Below are 21,244 nucleotides of genomic sequence, written 5' to 3'. Positions count from 1 at the left end.
AGGATTTCATGGCAGGCCATTCCAAATGGGCCAATATTCAGCATCGCAAGGGCCGTCAGGATGCGGTGCGCGCGAAGCTTTTCTCGAAGCTCTCCAAGGAAATCACCGTGGCCGCCAAGATGGGCGATGCGGACCCCGACAAGAACCCGCGTTTGCGGCTGGCCGTCAAAGAGGCCAAGGGCGTCTCGATGCCCAAGGACAATATCGAGCGCGCGATCAAGAAATCTCAGGGGGGGGACGCCGAGAATTATGACGAAATCCGCTATGAGGGGTATGGGCCGGGCGGGGTCGCCGTCATTGTCGAGGCGATGACCGACAACCGCAACCGGACCGCGTCGAATGTGCGCTCTACCTTTTCCAAGCACGGCGGCAATCTGGGCGAGACAGGCTCTGTCGCCTTTATGTTCGACCGCAAAGGGCAGGTGGTTTACCCCACCACTGCGGGCGACGCCGATACAATCATGCTGGCCGCAATTGATGCGGGCGCGGAAGATGTCGAAACTGGCGAAGACGAGCATGTGATCTGGTGTGCAGACACTGATCTGGGCGCAGTTTCATCTGCGCTGGAAGATGCCTTGGGTGAAGCGGCCAGCACCAGACTGGTCTGGAAGCCGCAGACCACAACCGAGCTTGATCTGGACGGCGCGCGTACGTTGTTGAAGCTGATAGATGCTCTGGAAGATGATGACGACGTTCAGAATGTCACGGCCAATTTCGAAATCTCGGATGAGGTGATGGCAGAGCTTTGACACGCTTTGATCTGTGCGCTGTGTCGTGTGGGGCATGTGGCATCTCTGGTCATGCCTGATGCGTGTCACTCGGCTGCTTGCGCGCGCCGCGCTTGCCTGCGCAAAACCGCCTCGCGCCAGGTTATGAACAAAACCGACGACATAATGACCACCCCGCCCAGAACAACGAACAGATCAACCCCTTCGCCAAATACCACAGCGCCAAGGATAACAGCCCAGACAAGCTGCAAAAACGTGACAGGCTGGGTAAGCGTCACCGGGGCGGCAGCGAAGGCCAGGGTCATGGAGAAATGGCCGGCGGTGGCAAAGGCCGCGACCCAGAACAACCAAAATAGCTGCGTCGCGCTTGGCGCAACCCAGACCGCGAATGCAAACGGTGCCAGACAGATCGTGACTGTGATAGACAGCATACCCACCACGACCGAGGCATTGACCTGCCCGGACATGCGTTTTGCCATGAGGTAAGACGCGGCGAATAAAATGGCCGTGCCGATCATCGCCACATGCCCCGGAGAGATTTCCCGCAAGCCGGGCCGCAGGATGATCAGCGCGCCGATAAAGGCCATGATGACAGCGATAATGCGCCGCATCGCCAGTTTTTCACCCAAGAATAGCGCCGCACCAAGCGTGATATAGATGGGGGAAAGGTAATTCATGGCCGTGACCTCTGCCAAAGAGATCTGCGTCATTGCGTAAAACCACAAGATGACCCCAAGTGCATGAAGCAGACCGCGCAGGCCAAAGAAGGTCAGGCTTTGACGGGTAAAGGTGACTGCGCGCAGGGATGACAGCATTGGCAGCAAAAAGACCAGCCCAAGCGCGTAGCGCAGAAAGGCAGATTGCGCGGCGGGCATGTCATCGCCCAGATATTTCACCAGAGCGGTCACTGCGACAAAGCAAAGCCCTGTCACAAACATCCAGAAAACTCCCAAAAGTGGACGGGCTTCGGCCTCGGTATTTATCATGTTCACTATCTCGCATGACTCTTGCAGTTCGGCAAGTGCTGCGAATAGTGATAAATACCTGCGGTTTCGCGCGCAGGCTCAGGCCATTTCGGTTGGCAGGCGCAGCTGCGCATGGACCGTTTGCGTGAACTCCACCAAGGAAAAGGGTTTGCCAAGAAAGGTTGCATTGCTGATCCGCGCCTGCGCCGCAACGCGGCTGTCTTCGGCGTAGCCAGACATGAACACCACAGGTGTGTCGGGAAAGCGAGGGCGGATTTGTGCGATCCAGCTTGGGCCATCCAAACCGGGCATGATGACATCAGTCACGAAGCAATCGGGCACAATGCTGGGGTCTTGGAGGATGTCCAGCGCAGCCTCGCCGCAATCGGCCTCGATCACGCGGTGGCCCTGCAATTCCAGCGCGCGGGCCGCGAAAGAGCGCACAGGCGTCTCATCCTCGACCAGCAGAACAAGCGCATGGCGCGATTGTAAGGCGCTGCTGTGCAGCCCCTCGCGCTTTGGCAAATCCCGCAATGCAGGCTCGGGGGTCTGGGCTGCGAAATACAGGGTAAAGGTTGTGCCTACGCCTTCTTCGCTTTCAATGAAAACATAGCCCCCCGACTGTTTGACGATCCCATAGACGGTGGACAGGCCGAGCCCGGTTCCTTCGCCCTGCCGCTTTGTGGTGAAGAACGGATCAAAGACCTTACCCAGCAGCGGTTGGGGAATACCAATCCCGTCATCGCTGATCTTGATCAATGTATAATTCCCCGCTGGAAGCTGCACATTCTCGCGGATCAGTCCTTTGGGCAGGGCGCAGGAGGCTGTCTCGATGCGGATTTCGCCCCCCATGGGCAGCGCATCGCGCGCATTGACGACAAGGTTCATCAAGACCTGTTCGAATTGGCGCTTATCGGACCGGATCGGCGCGACATTTTCACCATGGCGCAGACTCAGCGTGACTTTTTCGCCAACCAGACGGTTGAGCAGATGAATCACATCATCCATCGTTTCTTGCAGATCAAGTGTGACGAATTTCAAGGTTTGTTGGCGTGACAGTGCCAGCAACTGGCGCACAAGCGCGGCTGCGCGGTTTGTGTTTTGCTGGATCTGCATCAGATCGGGGTAGTTCAGGTCGCTGCGGTCGTGGCGCAGCAACAAAAGATCGCAATGCCCTGAAATCGCAGTGAGAAGATTATTGAAATCATGTGCGACACCGCCTGCCAATTGGCCAATGGCCTGCATTTTCTGGCTTTGAGTGAACTTTGCTTCCAGCGATTTCAGCTCTGTGACATCGCTGAAAACGGCCACGATGAAGTTGACCCCTTCTCGCGGCGGGGTGGTCAGGGTGACTTTCAGATAGGTTTCGTTCAGAGTGCAGTTCAGCCGCAAAACTTCGGTCGAACGGGCCATGCGTCCGGATGCGATATCTGCGATCCATTCCAGAACCGGACGACCAAGCCCTTCCAAAGCATCGCTCAGGACTGGCAGATATGTATCGCGCAGACGCAACAGGCGGCGGGCCTCGTCGTTCACATAGGTCAGTTGTCCGTCCAGAGTGATATGCGCAAGGCCCACAGGCAAATTCTGGAGGTGACGTGTTTCCCCCGGTTTGATACTGTGTTCCGGCATGTCCAAGCCGTGCTGTGGGGGGAGGAACAAAACGGTTTCGGTCGCAGCACCCTGCGACTCTAGCCGGATTGCCAAACGCTCAATCCCCGCCGCACTAAGTGTGACGGGGGCGATCTGTCCGTGCGGGGGCGGGGTGCCTTGGAAAAGCTGGTCTTTCGAGATGCGATTTTGTGACAAATCCTGCCGCAATGCGGGGCTGATATAGTCAAGCCGCCCGTCAGGTTGAAATTGCGCGAACTCGAAAGGCAGGGCGTCGCGCGTGTCCGCTCGGGTTTCCAGCGCGATGCGCCAGAGAAACTGGTTATCCCCCAGTTTTTCGACGCGGTAGACACGCTCGCAATTCTGAAGCTTCAGGCGATGATCTGCGCGGCCAGACAGTGATGCCAGATCCTGAAGGCGGGTGACAAACCCGTCGGGGTCTGCGTGCAGATCAGACAGGACAGTGGTGATCTTTTGCGGTGGGGTCAGGTTGAAATGTTCAACTGCTGCGGCGTTGCACCACTCAATCGCGCCCGTGTCGCTGTCAGCTAGGATGCATACCATCTCGGCATCGCCCAAAAGGCTGTCCAGTCGCTGATGATCGCGCCGTCGCTGCCATGCATCAAAAAACCTTACCGTCCATGCAACACCTGCGAGCAAGAGCAAGGACAGCCCTGTCGTCAGCGCGGCCAGAGCTGCGGGTTTCGCACCGCCTGTCGCAAGGCCAATCAGGCAGAGAGCCAGCGCGGCCAATGCCAGCCCTGTAATCGCGGCTTTTGGCAATGCGACAGTGACCCGCGACATCTCGCGGCATGAAAGTGCTAATCGTGAAAACGGCAAGGGCGACCCCAATCGGAACTCTGAAATGCAAGATGCTGAAAAATAATTAAATTCAAGTTAATGCAAAGCTAGAGTCAGCGCAGAAGTTTTGCAACCATTAGCTGTGCCAAATCATCCGATGCGTGTCCGTATCAGCGCGAGATAGAAGCCATCCCCCCCCTCAAGGGGTGTCCACTGCATGTCCTGCACCAGTTCCAGATCAGGGTGCCTTGCCAGAAAAGCGGTGATTTGCTGTTGGTTTTCTACCTCCAGCATGGAACAGGTCACATAGGCCAGCCATCCTGCGGGGTGCATGTGCTGCCTTGCGTTATCCAGAATTTCCGTTTGCGTTGCGCATAGGGTATCAAGTGCCTCTGGCGTGAGGGTCCATTTTGCGGCGGGGCTGCGCCGCCAACTGCCCGAGCCAGAGCAGGGGACATCAGTCAGCACCAGATCAAACAGGCCAGTCGCACGCTCCTTGACGGCAATACTGTCACGCGCGCGCGCGGCCCTGTTCGGCAGATCGCTCATGCGGGCGCGCTTCGCGTCATGCGCGGTCACATGTGCGCCCAAAGCGGCCATAGCCAAGGCTTTGCCGCCCCCGCCTGCACAATAATCCAGCACTGTTTTGCCAGTCAACGCAGGAAGGGCCGTGATCACCGCTTGCGAGGCTGCATCCTGCAACTCGACCAGACCCTCGAGATAGGCCTGACTGCGCTGGATCGCGCGCGGGTTGGTGTGAACTTCGAGCGCGGTTGCGGCCAAGGGGTGCGCGCGCGCCTCAATCCCGTCGCGGGCCAGCAGGGTTGCGGCCTGCTCTCGGGTGGTGCGGCCGGCATGCACACGCAAGAAAACCGGAGCGCGTTGGCGCAAGGCTTGGAGTGCGGGTTCAAACCCTGTGCCAAGGCTGGAACTGAATTGCGGCACCAGCCAATCGGGACAATCCAGCGCAACGGCTTCGGGCATGGGCGGCGGGATGTAGCTTGCCTCGTCCTCTGACAGCGGGGCGGGGGCGTGGCCAGTGCCAGTGAAATGATCTGCGGGGTCGGCGCCTTGGGCGCGCAGACCTCCCAAGATCAGGCCGCGCCCTGTCTCGGCCCCGCCCAGATGCGCAAAAGAGCGTTTGCAGCGCAGGGCGTCAAAAACCAGATCACGGATTGCGGCGCGGTCTTTGGACCCGGCAAAGCGGCTGTTGCGCGCCCAGCGTGTCAGGGCTTGCTCGGCGGGGGTGCTGTTGAGGATCGCGTCCAGAATTTCAGCAGCGGCCTGAAGGCGGGCGGCAGGGGTCATGGGGGCCTCGGATCATGGAATTTGCGCGTCTTTATCAGAGGTGGGCGCTGCGGGGAAGCCGGGTCGCCGCACAGGCGCCCACCCGCCCACCCTGTCGGCGCAGGGCCCGAAGGGGGCCCTGCGCCTTGCGCCTGTGCGGCGACCCGGTCGCAACTGTGGCACTCAGGTGGACGGGGGGATCGAATAGGTCAGCGAGGCGCGCGCTGCCGGGGTGTCTTGCCCCTCGGAGTAGATCAGACACTCCCCCACTGCGAGGACGCGCCCCAGTTTCAGCAGGCGTGTCTTGCAGATCATATCGACACCGGCGGCGGGTTTGCGCATGAAATCAATGGCGCAATTCGTGGTTACACTGAGCGCTTTTGGGCCGATCATGGCCATGATTGCCAGATAGACCGCCACATCGGCCAAAGCGAACATCGCCGGACCCGAGACAGTGCCGCCGGGGCGCAGGTGGCGCTCGTCATGCAGCAGGCGCACGGTCACGGCCATCGGTTCCAGCGCATCAATGGCAAACATCTGTGCGACTTGCGGAAACTCGCTCTCAAGGAAGCGGGTCAGGGCGGCACGGTTCATTTGCAAGGGGGGGGAGGTCACCTGTTTCTCTCGATCTGCCGCCATTGGCTTTGTTGAACATGTTATTTGTCAGTATCCACACCAAAAACAGAGAGATACGCAAGTCGGAAGATGAATTTATACCAGTGTGACGTTGCGGAGCACGAGCGCTGAAGCTGCCCGGTCTGTGCCGGTTGCGGTGCAAGACGCAAGATCGGTGCTTATTCAGCAGATTGGGCAGGGCAGTGGGGGGCTATTGCGCCCCGCGCCTGCCCGCCAATGCCGCGATGACCGAGGCGCGCGAGACATGGCCGATGCTCTGGCCATGTCGGGTGACGTTCAAAACATCGTGCTGCTGGTCAAACTGGTCCATCACCACCCGTATGGGGGCATCACTATCTATGCTGCGCGTGGGTGTTGGTGCTGCATCCGCGCTCAAGGCGTCGCATGCGCGCAGCACGCCCAGCGGGTTCATATTTGCCACGAAATCGGCCACATACTGATTGGCGGGGCGCGAGAAAATCTCGGACGGGGTGCCGAGTTGGATCATGCGCCCGCCTTCGAGAATGGCGATGCGGTTGCCCAATTTGAACGCTTCGTCCAGATCGTGGCTGACAAAGATGATGGTGCGCTTCAAGCGGTCCTGTAGTTCCAGCAACTCATCCTGAAGACGTGCGCGTATCAACGGATCAAGCGCCGAGAATGGCTCGTCCATCAGCAGGATCGGGGCATCGGTGGCGAAGGCGCGCGCAAGGCCCACGCGCTGCTGCATTCCCCCCGACAGCGCGCTGACAGGTTGTTCTGCCCATTGTGACAGGCCCACCAGTTCAAGCTGCTCGTCAATCTTCTCGCGCCGTGCGCGTTTGCCCATGCCTGCAAGTTCCAGCCCCAGCCCCACATTCTCGCGCACCGAGCGCCAGGGCAGCAGGCCGAATTGCTGAAACACCATCGCCACGCTTTTCATGCGCAACTGGCGCAGCTTGGCGCGACTTGCCTTTGGGACAGAGACAAGCTCTGTCCCGTCATTCACCAGCACATCGCCCTGAATGATGGGATTCAGCCCGTTTACCGCGCGCAAAAGTGTTGATTTACCCGACCCTGACAGGCCCATCAGCACGACGATTTCGCCCTGTGCCACATCAAGCGAGCAGGCATGCACCCCCAGCACCTGACCTGTGGCGCGTTTGATATCGTCGCGGCTCTGGCCGGTTTCCATCAGCGGGACGGCTTTGTAGGGGTTTGGCCCGAAAACAATCGAGACATTCTCGAAGCGGACGGCGGGATCTGTCATCGCGTCACCTCCACGCGCAGCATTCGGTCGAGCATGATTGCCACGGCCACGATGACTGCGCCCGCTTCAAACCCAAGGCTTGCATTGACTGTATTGAGTGCGCGCACGATGGCCACGCCAAGGCCCGGTGCCCCCACCAGCCCGGCGATCACGACCATCGATAACGACAGCATGATCGTCTGGTTCAGTCCGGCCATGATCTGCGGAAAGGCATAGGGCAACTCGACTTTCGCGATGCGCTGCGCGGTGGTGGCACCGAAGGCCGTTGCGGCCTCGGACAAGGCGGTCGGGGTTGAGCGGATGCCCAGTTCCGTCAAGCGGATTGAGGCGGGCATGGCAAAGATGACTGTGGCGACCAGACCCGGCACCATGCCAAGGCCGAACAGCACCAGAACCGGGATCAGATACACGAAAACCGGCAGCGTTTGCATCAGGTCCAGCACCGGTGTCAGCGCGCGGTAAAAGCGGCGGTGATGGGCCGCGTAAATGCCCAGTGGCACACCAACCCCCATGCACACGATACAAGATGCAATCACCAGCGTCAGGGTTTGCATGGTCAACACCCAATAGCCCTGATTCAATGCAAACAGCGCACAAGCCGCGACAATGGCGACAGGCACAAGTTTGCGCTGCAACACCCATGTGATGGCGCAGAACCCTGCAATCACTGCAAAAGGATGGGGCGTCTGCAAGGCCGAGGCCAGCAGGCCGATAATCCCACGCAACCCCGCCTCCAGCCCGTCAAAGGCTGTGATGAACGTATCTTGCAGCCACTCGAATGCATTGGCGACGCTGCGCCCCACTGGGATTTTTGCGTCGGTAATGGGTTTGGTCAGAAAATCAGACATCGTATTCCCATGCCATAGCGACAGGCCCCGGTGGGGTTCCGGGGCCTGTCGGGTTTCGGTCTATCAGTCCAGTGCGGCCATGACGGCGTCATGCGCGTCACCACCGTCGAGGGTTGTGACACCGTTCAGCCAAGGACCGATCGCGTCACGATTTGCCGAGAGCCATGCACGGGCGGCGGCTTCGGGCTCTGTCCCGTCATTCAGGATGGCGGCCATAATCTCGTTTTCCATCTCTAGCGTGAATTCCAGATTGTTGAGGAACACGCCCAGATTGGGGCATTCTTCGACCAGACCTGCGCGGGTATTGGTATAGACTTCGGCGCCACCGAAATCGGGGCCAAACCAGTCATCGCCGCCTTCCAGATAGGTCATGTCGAAACTTGCATTCATTGGGTGCGGTTCCCACCCCAGAAAGACAACGGGTTCGCCGCGCCGGTCTGCGCGCGCAACTTGTGCCAGCATTCCCTGCTCAGAGCTTTCGACCACAGTAAACCCGCCCAAGCCAAAGGCGTCATCCTCGATCATATCAAGGATCAGGCGGTTGCCGTCATTGCCCGGCTCGATCCCGTAGATGCGGTTTTCAAGCGCTTCGGCATTCGTGGCAATGTCGGCGAAATCGGCAATGCCCAAAGCCGCACCGTGCACATTTGTGGCCAGCGTGTATTTTGCGCCTTCGAGGTTGCGGCGCACAGTGTCAACCGATCCTGCCTCACGGTATGGGGCGATGTCGGCTTCCATTGTGGGCATCCAGTTGCCAAGGAACACATCAATATCGCCATTCGCCATAGAAGTGTAAGTCACAGGCACCGACAGCACCAGCGTGTTGGTTTCATAGCCAAGCGCGTCCAGCAGCGTGGTAGCTGCGGCCGTGGTGGCAGTGATGTCGGTCCAGCCGACATCCGAAAATGTGACAGAGGTGCATTCGGCGAATGCAGGGGCGGCGGCGATTGTCGCAGCGGTTGCAAGGGTCGTCAGACGAAGGGTCATGGTATCTCTCCCGGTTGTGGTGTTTTTCTTGATTGACCAATCAATAAACAATCGGCTAGTCATAATGCAACGGAAAACTGACATGCAAGTTGCAGGAATGACATATGCCAAAGCTCGGGATGGAGCCTATCAGGCGCGACGCATTGATCAAGGCCGCGATTGTCGAGATCGGGCAGACCGGTTCGCTTGATGTGACGGTCAGCCGGATTGCAAAGCGTGCGGGCATGTCATCGGCGCTCGCGCATCACTATTTCGGGTCGAAGGAACAGATGTTTCTGGCGGCCATGCGGCATGTGCTGGCCCTCTATGGTGCAGAGATACGGGGCGCGCTTGTGGCCGCAGAAAACCCGCAAGGGCGTTTGCGCGCACTGGTACGCGTGTCGTTCACCGGCACAAATTTCCGGCGGGAAGTGGTGGCGGCATGGCTGAATTTCTACGTCATGGCGCAGCGCAACCAAGAGGCGGCGCGCTTGTTGCGCATCTATCAGGCGCGTCTGCGCTCGAACCTGCGCCACGCCCTGCGCCCCCTTGCAGGACCCGGCGCGAATGACCTGGCCGATGGGGCGGCCGCGATGATTGACGGGGTCTATCTGCACGAAGCGCTGGGCACAGGTGAGCCTGATGGCGCGCGCGCCGCACAGCGGGTGCAAGACTGGATCGAGGCCGCGATTGCAGGAGGCAAGACATGAGAGCACAACCAAAAGCCAGCCATTTCATTGCAGGCGCATGGATCGAGGACCGGGCAGGCGCAGCGTTTGAAAGCATTTTCCCTGCCACTGGTGAGGTTGTGGCACAGCTTCATGCCGCCACGCCTGCGGTGATCGATCAGGCCTTGGCGGCAGCGGCCGATGCGCAGCATGCGTGGGCCGCGCGCCCGCCGGTTGAGCGGGGGCGCGTGTTGCGCCGCGCGGCAGATATTCTGCGCGCGCGCAATCATGACCTGTCCGTCCTTGAGACGTTGGATACAGGCAAGCCGTTGCAGGAAACGCTGGTGGCCGATGCGGCCTCGGGGGCGGATGCGCTGGAATATTTCGCGGGCTTTGCGGCAACTGTGACGGGGCAGACGATCCCGCTGGGCCGCGACATGGCTTATACTTTGCGCGAGGCGTTGGGCGTTTGTGTGGGCATCGGGGCGTGGAACTACCCCATGCAGATCGCGTGCTGGAAAGCGGCCCCTGCGCTGGCCTTTGGCAATGCGATGGTGTTCAAACCCTCGGAAGTGACACCCTTGTCTGCGCTGGCCCTGGCAGAAATCCTGCAAGAGGCGGGCCTGCCGGATGGTCTGTTCAACGTGGTGCAGGGGATGGGCGAGGTGGGCGCACAGCTTGTGACCGATCCGCTTGTGGCCAAAGTGTCGCTGACAGGGTCGGTTCCAACTGGGCGCAAGGTCTATGCCAGCGCCGCACAAGGGATCAAATCCGCCACGATGGAGCTGGGTGGCAAATCGCCCTTGATCATATTTGACGATGCCGATCTCGATAATGCTGTGGGTGCCGCGATGCTGGCGAATTTCTATTCTGCCGGGCAAATCTGTTCAAACGGGACGCGGGTCTTTGTGCATCGCAGCATCAAGGCCGCGTTTCTGGACAAGCTGGCCGCACGCGCGGGGGCCATCGTGCTGGGCGATCCGCTGGACGAGGCCACGCAGATGGGGCCGCTGGTCTCGGACGGACAACTTAGCAAAGTGCTGGGCTATATCGATCAAGGTAACGCAGAGGGCGCGCGGCTGGTTTGCGGCGGTGCGCGTGTGGGCACAACGGGGTGTTATGTGCAGCCCACAGTCTTCGCCGATGTGACCGATGAGATGGTGATTGCGCGCGAAGAGATTTTTGGCCCGGTAATGACCGTGCTGGATTTCGATGATGAGGCCGATGTCATCGCGCGAGCCAATGCCACCGAATACGGGCTGGCCGCAGGCGTTTTCACGCGCGACATCATGCGGGGGCACCGGGTTGTGAGCCAGTTGCAGGCAGGCACCTGCTGGATCAACGCCTATAACCTGACGCCAGTAGAAATGCCCTTTGGCGGGGTCAAGGCCAGTGGCGTGGGCCGCGAAAACGGTCATGCCGCGCTGGAGCATTATACACGGATCAAGTCGGTCTATCTGGGGCTGGGCGATGTGGATGCCCCCTATTGATGATGCGCCCGGCTGACCGGGTCTGACCAAATTGCCGCGCCAAGGGGCGCGAAGACATGCATTTGGCGGGCCATTCGGCCCGCGCGCCCGGCCCCCGAACACGGGGCGAAATCCTTGGTGGCACAGCGGCATCAACGCGTAAGGAATCGACATGACAGAAGCAGATTACATTGTCGTTGGTGCAGGCTCTGGCGGCTCTGCTGCGGCCTATCGTTTGGCCGAGGCAGGGCATTCGGTGCTGGTGATTGAGGCAGGCGGCAGCGATGCGGGGCCGTTCATTCAGATGCCGGGTGCGTTGTCCTACCCGATGAATATGCGCCGCTATGATTGGGGCTTTCAGACCGAGCCGGAGCCGTATCTGGGCGGCCGCGTTCTGGCCTGTCCGCGCGGGCGCGTCGTCGGGGGGTCATCCAGCATCAATGGTATGGTCTATGTGCGTGGCCATGCACAGGATTATGACCATTGGGCCGATAGCGGTGCGGATGGCTGGCGCTATGCGGATGTGCTGCCGTACTTCAAGCGTATGGAAGACTGGCATGGCGGCGACGGGTCGGACTGGCGCGGGCAGGGCGGGCCAGTGCATATCAGCCGTGGTGCGCGCGAGAACCCGCTCTTTGATGCCTTTATCGAAGCGGGGCGGCAGGCAGGCTATCCGGTAACCGAAGATTATAACGGCGCGCAGCAAGAGGGGTTTGGCGCGATGGAGGCCACGATCTGGCAGGGCCAGCGCTGGTCGGCAGCCCGCGCCTATCTGCGCCCTGCTTTGGCCACAGGGCGCGCAAAGCTGGTGCGCGGCGATGTCGCGCGGGTGCTGTTTGATGCGGATAACCGTGCCTGTGGCGTGGCCTTGCAGGACGGGCGCGAAATTCGGGCGCGGGCGGAAGTGGTGCTGGCGGCCTCTAGCATCAACACACCGAAACTGCTGATGCTGTCGGGGATCGGACCTGCCGCGCATCTGGCCGAGCATGGGATTGCGCTGCGCGCGGATCGCGCTGGCGTGGGGCAGAATTTGCAGGACCATCTGGAATTGTATCTGCAATATTCCGCAAGCCTGCCAATCACGCTTTATAAATACTGGAACCTGCCCGGAAAGGCATGGGTGGGCGCGCAATGGCTGTTTGCGCGCAAGGGGCCGGGTGCCTCGAACCAGTTTGAGGCTTGTGCTTTCATCCGCTCGCGCGCGGGCATCAGCTATCCAGACATTCAATATCATTTCCTGCCCATCGCCGTGCGCTATGATGGCAAGGCCGTGGCGGAAGGGCATGGGTTTCAAACGCATGTCGGGCCGATGCGGTCCAAAAGCCGGGGCTGGGTCAAGCTGCGGTCCGCCAATGCACAAGACGCGCCACGCATCTGTTTCAACTATATGAGCGATCCACAGGATTGGGAGGAATTCCGCACCTGCATCCGCCTGACGCGCGAGATCATGGGGCAGGCGGCGTTTCATCCGTTTTTGCGCAAGGAAATACAGCCTGGGGCAGATGTGCAGGACGATGCCGCGCTTGATGACTTTATCCGCGCGCATGTCGAGAGCGCTTATCACCCGTGTGGGACGGCCAAAATGGGGCGGGCCAGCGACCCGATGGCGGTGGTCGACCCGCATGGCCGTGTGATCGGGGTCGAGGGGCTGCGTGTGGCCGACAGTTCGGTCTTTCCGCGTATCACAAATGGCAATCTGAATGCGCCCTCAATCATGGTGGGCGAGAAGATCGCAGATCATATGCTGGGCCGAAGCCTGCCTGCGGGCAATCAGGAGCCTTGGATGCATCCGGATTGGGCAAATGCGCAACGCTGAGGGACAGGTGCAGTTACTCTGCGCATTGCGTTCATAAAAGTTAACAAACCCTTTGACGTGGTTGCGTCACATGCGGCATGACTTCACCCATGTTAAGGATTTGTTCGCTTTTCGTTGCCATGCTTGTTGCGCTACCCCTTTGGGCGGCGCAGCCTGAAATAGCGGGCGCGCCGCGCATCATTGATGGCGATACGCTGGAAGTTGCGGGCCAGCGTATTCGGCTTGGGGGCATTGATGCACCCGAGATGCGCGAGCAGTGTCAGGATGCCTTTGGGCAGAAATGGCCTTGCGGGTCTTGGGCGAAAGAAGCAGCGAAGGCGATGTTGGCAGGGCACAAGCTGCGATGTGTCGATCTGGGCCAGCGGAGTTACGACCGCGTTGTCGGGCGCTGCTATCTGGATGGCCGTGATATCGCCGTTGACCTGATCGAAGCTGGCGTGGCGCGGGTGTGTTTGCGCTTTGCGCGTGAGCAAGGGCAGGAACAGACCTATCTGAACGCAGAGCAGCGCGCAGTGAAGGCGCGGGCAGGTGTATTTTCAGGGCCGCTTAATCCTGTGGCGGGGTTTTGCGCGGCGTCAACCGCTTCTGCGCAGCACGTGGCGCCAGTGGTGCCGCCTGCGCCCGACTGCGCCATAAAAGGCAATGTGTCGTCGAACGGTCGGATCTACCATCTGCCGGGGCAGCGCCATTACGATCAGGTCACGATGCGCGGCAGTGAAACACGCTGGTTTTGCACAGAAGACCAAGCGCAGGCTGCGGGCTGGCGGCGCGCGCTGCGGTGATGGGTTGCGCTATACTGTGAGCGGTCCTGAAACGACCATCTGAAATCCAAACAAAAACCCCCGCAGGCGAGGCCTTCGGGGGTTGCTGTTTCCAAAACGGGGCGTAAGCTCCATCTCAGAGCGTATGCCGGTTCAGAGGCCGTTTTCGCGCTGCGCTTTCTTGCGCGCCAGTTTGCGCGCACGGCGGATCGCTTCGGCTTTCTCGCGGGCTTTCTTCTCGGAGGGCTTCTCGAAATGCTGCTTGAGCTTCATTTCACGAAACACACCTTCACGCTGGAGTTTCTTCTTCAGCGCACGAAGGGCCTGATCGACATTGTTGTCACGAACGGATACCTGCATGTGGTTTTCACCACCTTTCCAAGTTAGAGTTACGTTCAAGTGCAGGAGTGGGTCGTCTAGCAAAACCTGTGCGCTATGTCCACCCGCACGCTGAAACGGAGAAATGCCATGCGTGACCAGATTGATATCTTGCTTGATGCAGCCCTTTTGCATGTTCCTTTCGATGGCTGGAGTGATGAAGCCCTGAAGGCCGCCGCGAATGATTCCGGTATGGATATCGCCACGGCGCGAGCTTTGTTCCCGCGTGGCGGTGTCGATCTGGCGCTGGCCTATCACCGGCGCGGCGATGCGCAAATGGCTGCAAAGCTGGCAGCCGAGGATATAAGCCATTTGCGGTTTCGGGATCGCATCGCATTTGCTGTGCGCACGCGGATCGAGGCGGCAGAAGATCGTGAACTGGTCCGGCGCGGGGCCGCGCTGTTTGCGCTGCCCCCCTATGCACCGGATGGCGCGCGCGTCATCTGGGGAACTGCTGATCTGATCTGGAACACGCTCGGGGACAGCTCGACCGATTACAACTGGTATACCAAACGGGCCACGCTTGCGGGGGTCTATTCCTCGACGGTGCTGTATTGGTTGGGCGATGACAGCCCGAATGCGCAAGCGACATGGAATTTTCTGGATCGGCGGATTGACGGGGTCATGCAATTCGAACGCGTCAAAGGCGCTGCCGAGAAGAACCCGCTGCTGCGCGCGGCCCTTGCAGGGCCAAAGGCGATTCTGTCGTGCATAAAGGCACCGGCACGCGGGCCGCAATCCGACCTGCCGGGCCATGTCAGCCCGCCACCCACGCAACAGGGTTGACGCCCGCGCGATTGCGACGCAGTTTGCCGCCCAAGAGGTACCGGGCGGGAGAGGGCGGAACATGGCAGTCGGCAAGGACATCGTCACATGGGTGGATGGCCAATGGCATAAAGGCAACGCGCCGATCATCGGGGCGGCCGATCATGCCGCATGGCTTGGCTCGCAAGTGTTCGATGGGGCGCGGCAGTTTGAAGGGGTGCGCCCTGATCTGGACCTGCACGCCGCCCGCATCATCCGGTCCGCCGAGGCGATGGGCATGGTGGCACCTGTCGATGCGGCAACCGTTCAAGGATTGATGGAAGAGGGCTGCGCCAAGTTTGCGCCCGATGCGGAGTTGTATCTGCGCCCGATGATGTGGTCGCGCGAATCCAGTCCCGGAATTATCGACGCCCTGCCCGACAGTACCGGCTTTGCAATCTGCATCGAGGCGCTGGAAATGCCCGCACCAGGCGCGTTTTCGCTGACCGTTTCGCCATTTTGCCGCCCGCGCCCCGATATGGCGCTGACCGAAGCCAAAGCAGGATCACTCTATGCCAACAACGCGCGCATCATGGCAGAGGCGCGTAAGCGGGGCTATTCCAACGCGTTGTCGCTGGATGTGGACGGGCATGTGGCCGAGACGGCCTCGACCAATGTGTTTATGGTGCGCGACGGGGTGGTGCTGACGCCGGTTCCCAATGGCATGTTCCTCAATGGTATCACCCGCCAACGCGTGATCGCGCTGTTGCGCGCAGACGGGGTAGACGTGGTCGAGACCAGCCTGACGCTGGAGGATTTTCAGCAGGCGTCAGAGATTTTTGTGACCGGCAATATTGCAAAAGTGATGCCCGTGACACGCTATCTGGAGCGCGAATTGGGCACCCCACGCATGGGGCTGCGGGCGCGCGAACTGTATTGGGATTACGCGCTGTCACATCGGGCATAAGGGGGCGCTGCCCCCTCTGGCGCGGAAACCCGCGCCATTCACCCCCGGAGTATTTCGGGCAAGAAAATGAAGCTGGAGGATGACCCATGGACTTGCCCGATACAATGCGTGCAATCGAGATATCAGAACCGGGGGGGCCGGATGTTCTGCGTGAGGTGAGCCGGCCTGTGCCTGTGCCAGGGGCGGGGCAGGTGGTGATCCGCATGGCCTATGCCGGGGTTAACCGGCCTGATGCGCTGCAACGCGCAGGCGCGTATGACCCACCCGCCGGTGCCAGCGATCTGCCCGGACTGGAAGGCGCGGGCACCATTGCGGCCCTTGGGGCAGGCGTGACGCGTTGGAGCGTCGGGGACAAGGTATGTGCGTTGTTTCCGGGCGGCGCTTATGCCGAGCATGCATTGACGGATGCGGGGCAGGTGCTGCCTGTGCCGGAAGGAATGGGGCTGCGCGAAGCGGCCTGCCTGCCCGAGACATTTTTTACGGTCTGGTCCAATGTCTTCATGCGCGGGGGCTTGCAGGCAGGCGAGCGGTTTTTGGTGCATGGCGGATCTTCGGGCATTGGCACGACCGCAATCCAGTTGGCGCATGTCTTCGGCGCGCGGGTGTTTGCAACCGCGGGCTCGGACGAGAAATGTGCAGCCTGTGTGCAGCTGGGGGCAGAGCAGGCGATCAATTACCGCGACGCGGATTTTGTTGAAATCCTGAAGAAAGAGGGTGGGGCGAACCTGATTCTGGATATGGTCGGCGGCGAGTATCTGCCGCGAAATCTGCGCGCCCTGGCGGTGGATGGGCGGCTGGTGCAGATTGCCTTTTTGCAAGGCCCTAAAGTTACCGTGAATTTTGCCCCTTTGATGATGCGCCGGCTGACGATCACCGGCTCTACGTTGCGGCCACAATCGGATGCGGCCAAAGCGGCGATCGCCGCGCAGTTGGAGAGCGAGGTCTGGCCGCTGCTGGCGGCAGGGCGACTGGCGCCGGTGATGGACAGTGAATTCGCGCTGAATGATGCGCGCCTTGCACATGCGCGGATGGAAAGCTCGGCGCATATTGGCAAAATCGTGCTGCGAATCGAGGGCTGAGGTGGCCAGATAGGGAGCATCTGCATCTATTTTGGGGTGCCCTTGCATAATTTGATCAAGTTTTGGCGCAATCGCCTAAAACGGGGTTGCCAACCCCCCCACTTTTCTTGTGAGATGCATGAAATAACACATGCCAGTCATGGCACGGGCCGAAGACCGCCTGCGCCTGACTGTCCAACAGGGAGATGAACATGTCAGATACATCAGGACAGCAAATCTATCGGGTTGCGATCGCTGCGGGGGCCGCGCTTGCGTTGCAGGGCAGCATGGCTGCGGCCGAAACTGTCAATGTGTTCAACTGGTCCGATTACATCACCGATGAAGTGCTGGAGCAGTTTACCGAGGAGACGGGGATCACCGTCAATTACGACGTCTATGACAGCAACGACACGCTGGAGGCGCGCTTGCTGGCGGGGTCATCGGGGTTTGATGTGGTGGTTCCAACGGGAACATTTCTGCAACGCCAGATTGGCGCAGGCGTGTATCAGCCGCTGAACCGTGACTTGCTGCCGAATATGGAGAATATGGACCCCGACCTTATGGCCGCTGCGGGCGCGCATGATCCCGGCAACGAGCATGCGACCATCTATATGTGGGGCACGACCGGCATTGGCTATAACATCGACATGGTGGCGGAACGCCTGGGCGAAGATTTCGAGGTCGATACCTGGGCGATGATCTTTGACCCGGAAATCGCCGCGCAACTGGCCGATTGCGGCATTTCGTGGCTTGATTCGCCGACTGACATGTTTCCGGCCGCCTTTGCCTATATGGGGCTGGACCCGCAATCCACCGATGCCGCAGATTTCGAGGCAGCGAGCGATATGATGCAGGCCGCGCGCGAACATGTGCGCTATTTCCATTCTTCGCAGTATATCTCTGATCTGGCCAATGGCGAAACCTGTGTTGCAGTCGGGTGGTCGGGTGACGTGTTGCAAGCCGCAGAGCGGGCCGAGGAAGCGGGGCAGGGCGTGAATGTCTGGTATGCCATCCCCCGCGAGGGCGCGATGCAGTGGTTTGACATGATGGGTAATCCCGCAGATGCACCCAATCCTGAAAACGCGCATGCCTTCATAGATTTCATCATGCGCCCCGAGATCAGCGCAGCGATCACGAATTATGTCTGGTTCCCCAATGCCAATGCCGCCTCATGGGACTTGGTTGATGAGGAAATCTTCACCGACCCTGCCATTTTCCCGACCCCGGAGGTGACGGAAACCCTGTTTACAGGGGTCAGCTATGACAGCCGCACAGACCGCACCGCGACGCGCCTGTGGACACGGGTCCGCACCGGTCAGTAAATGTACGCAGCCTCTGCCCCCAAGGGGTGGGCAGGGGCATTTCACTTTGCCAAGACGGGGTCTTATGCCACAGTCAGCTATCGCAGCCGATACAAGGCCCTGGCGACGTGAGGGCGCGCGGCCCTTTATTTCGGTACGCGGGGTCACCAAGAGCTTTGGTGATTTCACTGCCGTCTCCAATATTGACCTCGACATTTATCAGGGTGAATTGTTTTGCCTGCTGGGCGAATCCGGGTGTGGCAAATCCACATTGTTGCGCATGTTGGCAGGGTTCGAGCAGCCGACAAGCGGGACGATGACTATTGATGGCGAGGATATGGCCCGCGTGCCCCCTGACCGCCGCCCCACCAATATGATGTTTCAATCCTACGCGCTGTTTCCGCATATGAGTGTCGAGAAAAATGTGGCCTATGGGCTGTTGCGCGAAGGGTTGAAGAAATCCGAAGCCTATCACCGTGCGGGCGAGATGCTGCGCATGGTCAAGCTGGAGAAGCTGGCGCGGCGCAAGCCGGACCAGTTGTCAGGCGGCCAGCGCCAGCGGGTGGCGTTGGCGCGCGCGCTGGTCAAGCGGCCCAAGCTGTTGTTGCTGGATGAACCCCTTGGTGCGCTGGACAAAAAGCTGCGCGAGGAAACGCAGTTCGAATTGATCAAGATTCAGGAAACGCTGGGTGTGACATTCATTGTCGTCACGCATGATCAGGACGAGGCGATGACTTTGGCCACCCGCATCGGCGTGATGAAAGACGGCGGCATCGAGCAGATTGGCGAGCCGCGCGAGATTTACGAGACGCCAAATTCACGCTTCGTTGCGGATTTCATCGGTTCGGTAAACCTGTTCGAGGGCAAGGTCGATGCGGTCGCCCCTGATATGATGCGCATTGAAACGCAGGAATTGGGCGCTGTGCTGTTGCCGCCGCAAGGGGGGCTGACGCGGGCGCAAAAGGTCTGGGGCGCTGTGCGGCCCGAACGCTTTGCGCTGTCGCGGATCAAGCCCGAAAATACCCCGAATGTCTGGCACGGCGTGGTCGAGGAAATGGGCTATATCGGCCATATGTCGCAGTATCGCATCCGGCTGGAGAATGGTGTCCTGATCCGTGCCAGCCAGTCGAACCGCCTGCGCGACGAAGACCCGATTTCATGGGATGAAAAAGTCTGGATTTCGGTTCAGCCATCTGCATTTCGGGTGCTGACCCGATGAGCGCTGGCAATGCCTTGACCCGATCGGCGCCATGGCGCGGCACTGCATGGGTGATGGGCAAGTTGGGGCTTAGTGGGCGCACATTGGTGATTGCCATTCCGATGCTGTGGCTGGGCGTGTTTTTTCTGGCACCGTTTTTTGTTTTGGGCCGTATCTCACTGGCCGAGGCGCTGATCGCCCGCCCGCCCTACACGCCCTTATTCGAGCGCGGGCCAGACGGGTCGTTGCAGATCATCGCCAGCCTAGAGAATTACCGCTTTCTGATGACGGACGCGCTGTATCGCAACGCCTATCTGTCGTCGATCCGAGTGGCGTTTGTCTCGACCATATTCGCGCTGCTGATCGGCTATCCGATTGCCTATTACATTGCCCGCGCGCCAGAGCCGAAACGCTCGATCCTGCTGCTGATGGTGATCTTGCCGTTCTGGACCAGTTTTCTGCTGCGGGTCTATGCGTGGATGGGGTTTTTGCGCTCGAACGGGGTGATCAACAACACGCTGATGTCGCTGGGACTGATCGACAGCCCTATCCAGATGATGCAGACCGATTTCGCGGTGTATATCGGGATCGTCTATACGTATCTGCCCTTCATGATCCTGCCGCTCTATGCGAACCTGACCAAGCTGGACGGCGCTTTGCTGGAAGCGGCGAGCGATCTTGGCGCGTCACCCACAGTGACATTCTTCACGGTAACATTGCCACTGTCGCTGCCCGGTATCGTCGCGGGGTCTATGCTGGTGTTTATTCCTGCCATTGGTGAATATGTCATTCCCGCACTTCTGGGCGGGCCGAATACGCTGATGATCGGGCGGGTGTTGTGGGATGAGTTCTTCTCCAGCCGCGATTGGCCTGTGGCCTCTGCGGTGGCTATCGTGATGCTGGTGCTGGTGGTTGCGCCAATCATGTGGCTGCAATCGGTCCAGAACCGGCGGGAGGAGCGCTGATGCGTGGGTGGTTCCTGCCTATGGCTGTCGTGGTCGGCTTTGTGTTCCTTTATGCGCCGATCATCTCGTTGGTGGTGTTTTCCTTCAATGAAAGCCGCCTTGTCACGGTCTGGGGCGGGTTTTCAACGCGCTGGTATGGCGAGTTGCTGCGCGACCGCCAGATACTCGGCTCGGCATGGATCAGCCTTCAGGTCGCCTTTGCCAGCGCCACGCTGGCCACAATCATCGGCACGCTGGGCGCATTTGTGCTGACGCGGTTCAGCACGTTTACGGGGCGGTTGTTGCTGACCGGCATGATTACCGCGCCGCTGGTGATGCCAGAGGTGATTACCGGCCTGTCTCTGCTGTTGTTGTTCGTCTCGATGGAGTTGTCACTGGGCTGGCCCGCAGGGCGCGGCCTGACCACGATCATCATTGCACATACGACGTTTTGCGCAGCCTTCGTCGCTGTGATTGCGCAGTCGCGCTTGCGCAGCATGGACGAGTCGTTGGAAGAAGCCGCGCGCGATCTGGGGGCGGGGCCGGTACGGGTGTTCTTTGACATCACGCTACCGGTCATAACGCCTGCGCTTGTGGCGGGGTGGCTGTTAGCCTTTACCCTGTCGCTGGATGATCTGGTCATTGCAAGTTTCGTGTCCGGCCCCGGTGCCTCGACCTTGCCTATGGTGATCTTCTCGAAAGTGCGCCTTGGGGTCAGCCCCGATATTAACGCGCTGGCAACCATCATCATCGGCTTTGTGCTGATCGCTGTTCTGATCGCGGGCTGGTTGATGCGGCGGGCATTGCGCCAAGGGGGATAAGGTGACTCGCGTAATAATAATTACTGATGGTAAGCATCAGTAAAAGAAA

The 21,244-nt window shown here is 59.9% G+C and carries 20 protein-coding genes; 12 read left to right on the top strand and 8 right to left on the bottom strand.

All coding sequences use genetic code 11. The features are described from left to right. Positions 1-8 precede the first annotated feature (8 nt). A complete protein-coding gene (locus BD293_RS10260; RefSeq protein WP_142081416.1) occupies positions 9-749 on the top strand; it encodes a YebC/PmpR family DNA-binding transcriptional regulator in 741 nt (246 codons plus the stop codon). A 65-nt stretch (positions 750-814) separates the two neighbouring features. Here the strand turns inward: BD293_RS10260 and BD293_RS10255 are convergent, their stop codons facing one another. From BD293_RS10255 to choX, 7 genes are all read right to left on the bottom strand, one after another. Beyond that, entirely contained in the window at positions 815-1,714 is a 900-nt protein-coding gene (locus BD293_RS10255; protein WP_142081414.1) for a DMT family transporter, read from the bottom strand. Between the two features lie 78 nt (positions 1,715-1,792). Then, a complete protein-coding gene (locus BD293_RS10250) occupies positions 1,793-4,108 on the bottom strand; it encodes a hybrid sensor histidine kinase/response regulator (protein WP_142081412.1) in 2,316 nt (771 codons plus the stop codon). 147 nt (positions 4,109-4,255) lie between these two features. After that, a complete protein-coding gene (locus BD293_RS10245) occupies positions 4,256-5,413 on the bottom strand; it encodes an RsmB/NOP family class I SAM-dependent RNA methyltransferase (RefSeq protein WP_142081410.1) in 1,158 nt (385 codons plus the stop codon). 162 nt (positions 5,414-5,575) lie between these two features. Further along, a complete protein-coding gene (locus BD293_RS10240; RefSeq protein WP_142084493.1) occupies positions 5,576-5,986 on the bottom strand; it encodes a PaaI family thioesterase in 411 nt (136 codons plus the stop codon). A gap of 232 nt (positions 5,987-6,218) precedes the next feature. Continuing rightward, positions 6,219-7,256 (bottom strand): choline ABC transporter ATP-binding protein, encoded by a 1,038-nt coding sequence (gene choV / locus BD293_RS10235; protein WP_142081408.1) that lies wholly within the window; start codon positions 7,254-7,256, stop codon positions 6,219-6,221. Continuing rightward, on the bottom strand, positions 7,253-8,104 hold the full coding sequence (gene choW / locus BD293_RS10230; RefSeq protein WP_142081406.1) for a choline ABC transporter permease subunit: 852 nt from the start codon (positions 8,102-8,104) through the stop codon (positions 7,253-7,255). Before choW ends, choV begins: the two co-directional genes overlap by 4 nt. Before the next feature lie 63 nt (positions 8,105-8,167). Continuing rightward, positions 8,168-9,091: a choline ABC transporter substrate-binding protein gene (gene choX / locus BD293_RS10225; RefSeq protein ID WP_142081403.1), complete on the bottom strand. Its 924-nt coding sequence runs from the start codon at positions 9,089-9,091 to the stop codon at positions 8,168-8,170. A 104-nt stretch (positions 9,092-9,195) separates the two neighbouring features. Between choX and betI the strand changes: the two genes are divergently transcribed. The 4 genes from betI (at position 9,196) to BD293_RS10205 (ending at position 13,805) form a co-directional block, all read left to right on the top strand. Beyond that, complete coding sequence (gene betI / locus BD293_RS10220; protein ID WP_142081401.1) at positions 9,196-9,780, top strand: choline-binding transcriptional repressor BetI; 585 nt, start codon at positions 9,196-9,198, stop codon at positions 9,778-9,780. Then, positions 9,777-11,228: a betaine-aldehyde dehydrogenase gene (betB, locus tag BD293_RS10215; RefSeq protein ID WP_142081399.1), complete on the top strand. Its 1,452-nt coding sequence runs from the start codon at positions 9,777-9,779 to the stop codon at positions 11,226-11,228. The genes betI and betB overlap by 4 nt, the downstream gene beginning before the upstream one ends. Before the next feature lie 151 nt (positions 11,229-11,379). Beyond that, positions 11,380-13,023, top strand: coding sequence for a choline dehydrogenase (gene betA, locus BD293_RS10210; protein ID WP_142081397.1), 1,644 nt, complete (start codon positions 11,380-11,382; stop codon positions 13,021-13,023). Between the two features lie 119 nt (positions 13,024-13,142). Continuing rightward, positions 13,143-13,805, top strand: a complete 663-nt coding sequence (locus BD293_RS10205) for a thermonuclease family protein (RefSeq protein WP_170207103.1) — start codon at positions 13,143-13,145, stop codon at positions 13,803-13,805. 132 nt (positions 13,806-13,937) lie between these two features. Here the strand turns inward: BD293_RS10205 and rpsU are convergent, their stop codons facing one another. Then, positions 13,938-14,144: a 30S ribosomal protein S21 gene (rpsU, locus tag BD293_RS10200; protein WP_071470372.1), complete on the bottom strand. Its 207-nt coding sequence runs from the start codon at positions 14,142-14,144 to the stop codon at positions 13,938-13,940. 108 nt (positions 14,145-14,252) lie between these two features. Here rpsU and BD293_RS10195 point away from each other — a divergent pair, with 108 nt between their 5' ends. The 7 genes from BD293_RS10195 (at position 14,253) to BD293_RS10165 (ending at position 21,195) form a co-directional block, all read left to right on the top strand. Continuing rightward, positions 14,253-14,948 (top strand): COQ9 family protein, encoded by a 696-nt coding sequence (locus tag BD293_RS10195; RefSeq protein ID WP_142081393.1) that lies wholly within the window; start codon positions 14,253-14,255, stop codon positions 14,946-14,948. Between the two features lie 61 nt (positions 14,949-15,009). Then, positions 15,010-15,873: a branched-chain amino acid aminotransferase gene (locus BD293_RS10190; protein ID WP_142081391.1), complete on the top strand. Its 864-nt coding sequence runs from the start codon at positions 15,010-15,012 to the stop codon at positions 15,871-15,873. A 92-nt stretch (positions 15,874-15,965) separates the two neighbouring features. Beyond that, complete coding sequence (locus BD293_RS10185) at positions 15,966-16,952, top strand: NAD(P)H-quinone oxidoreductase (RefSeq protein ID WP_170207195.1); 987 nt, start codon at positions 15,966-15,968, stop codon at positions 16,950-16,952. Between the two features lie 191 nt (positions 16,953-17,143). Next, a complete protein-coding gene (locus BD293_RS10180) occupies positions 17,144-18,253 on the top strand; it encodes a polyamine ABC transporter substrate-binding protein (RefSeq protein WP_142081387.1) in 1,110 nt (369 codons plus the stop codon). A gap of 64 nt (positions 18,254-18,317) precedes the next feature. After that, positions 18,318-19,451, top strand: a complete 1,134-nt coding sequence (locus BD293_RS10175) for an ABC transporter ATP-binding protein (RefSeq protein ID WP_142081385.1) — start codon at positions 18,318-18,320, stop codon at positions 19,449-19,451. A gap of 53 nt (positions 19,452-19,504) precedes the next feature. Then, positions 19,505-20,395, top strand: coding sequence for an ABC transporter permease subunit (locus BD293_RS10170; RefSeq protein ID WP_211841066.1), 891 nt, complete (start codon positions 19,505-19,507; stop codon positions 20,393-20,395). Then, positions 20,395-21,195 (top strand): ABC transporter permease subunit, encoded by an 801-nt coding sequence (locus BD293_RS10165; protein WP_142081380.1) that lies wholly within the window; start codon positions 20,395-20,397, stop codon positions 21,193-21,195. Before BD293_RS10170 ends, BD293_RS10165 begins: the two co-directional genes overlap by 1 nt. Positions 21,196-21,244: the final 49 nt, after the last annotated feature.

Origin of the sequence: Roseinatronobacter monicus (assembly GCF_006716865.1) — a bacterium.
GTDB lineage: Bacteria > Pseudomonadota > Alphaproteobacteria > Rhodobacterales > Rhodobacteraceae > Roseinatronobacter > Roseinatronobacter monicus.
The sequence above is the reverse complement of the archived record's forward strand: the minus strand, read 5'-3'. Positions and strand labels throughout refer to the sequence as shown.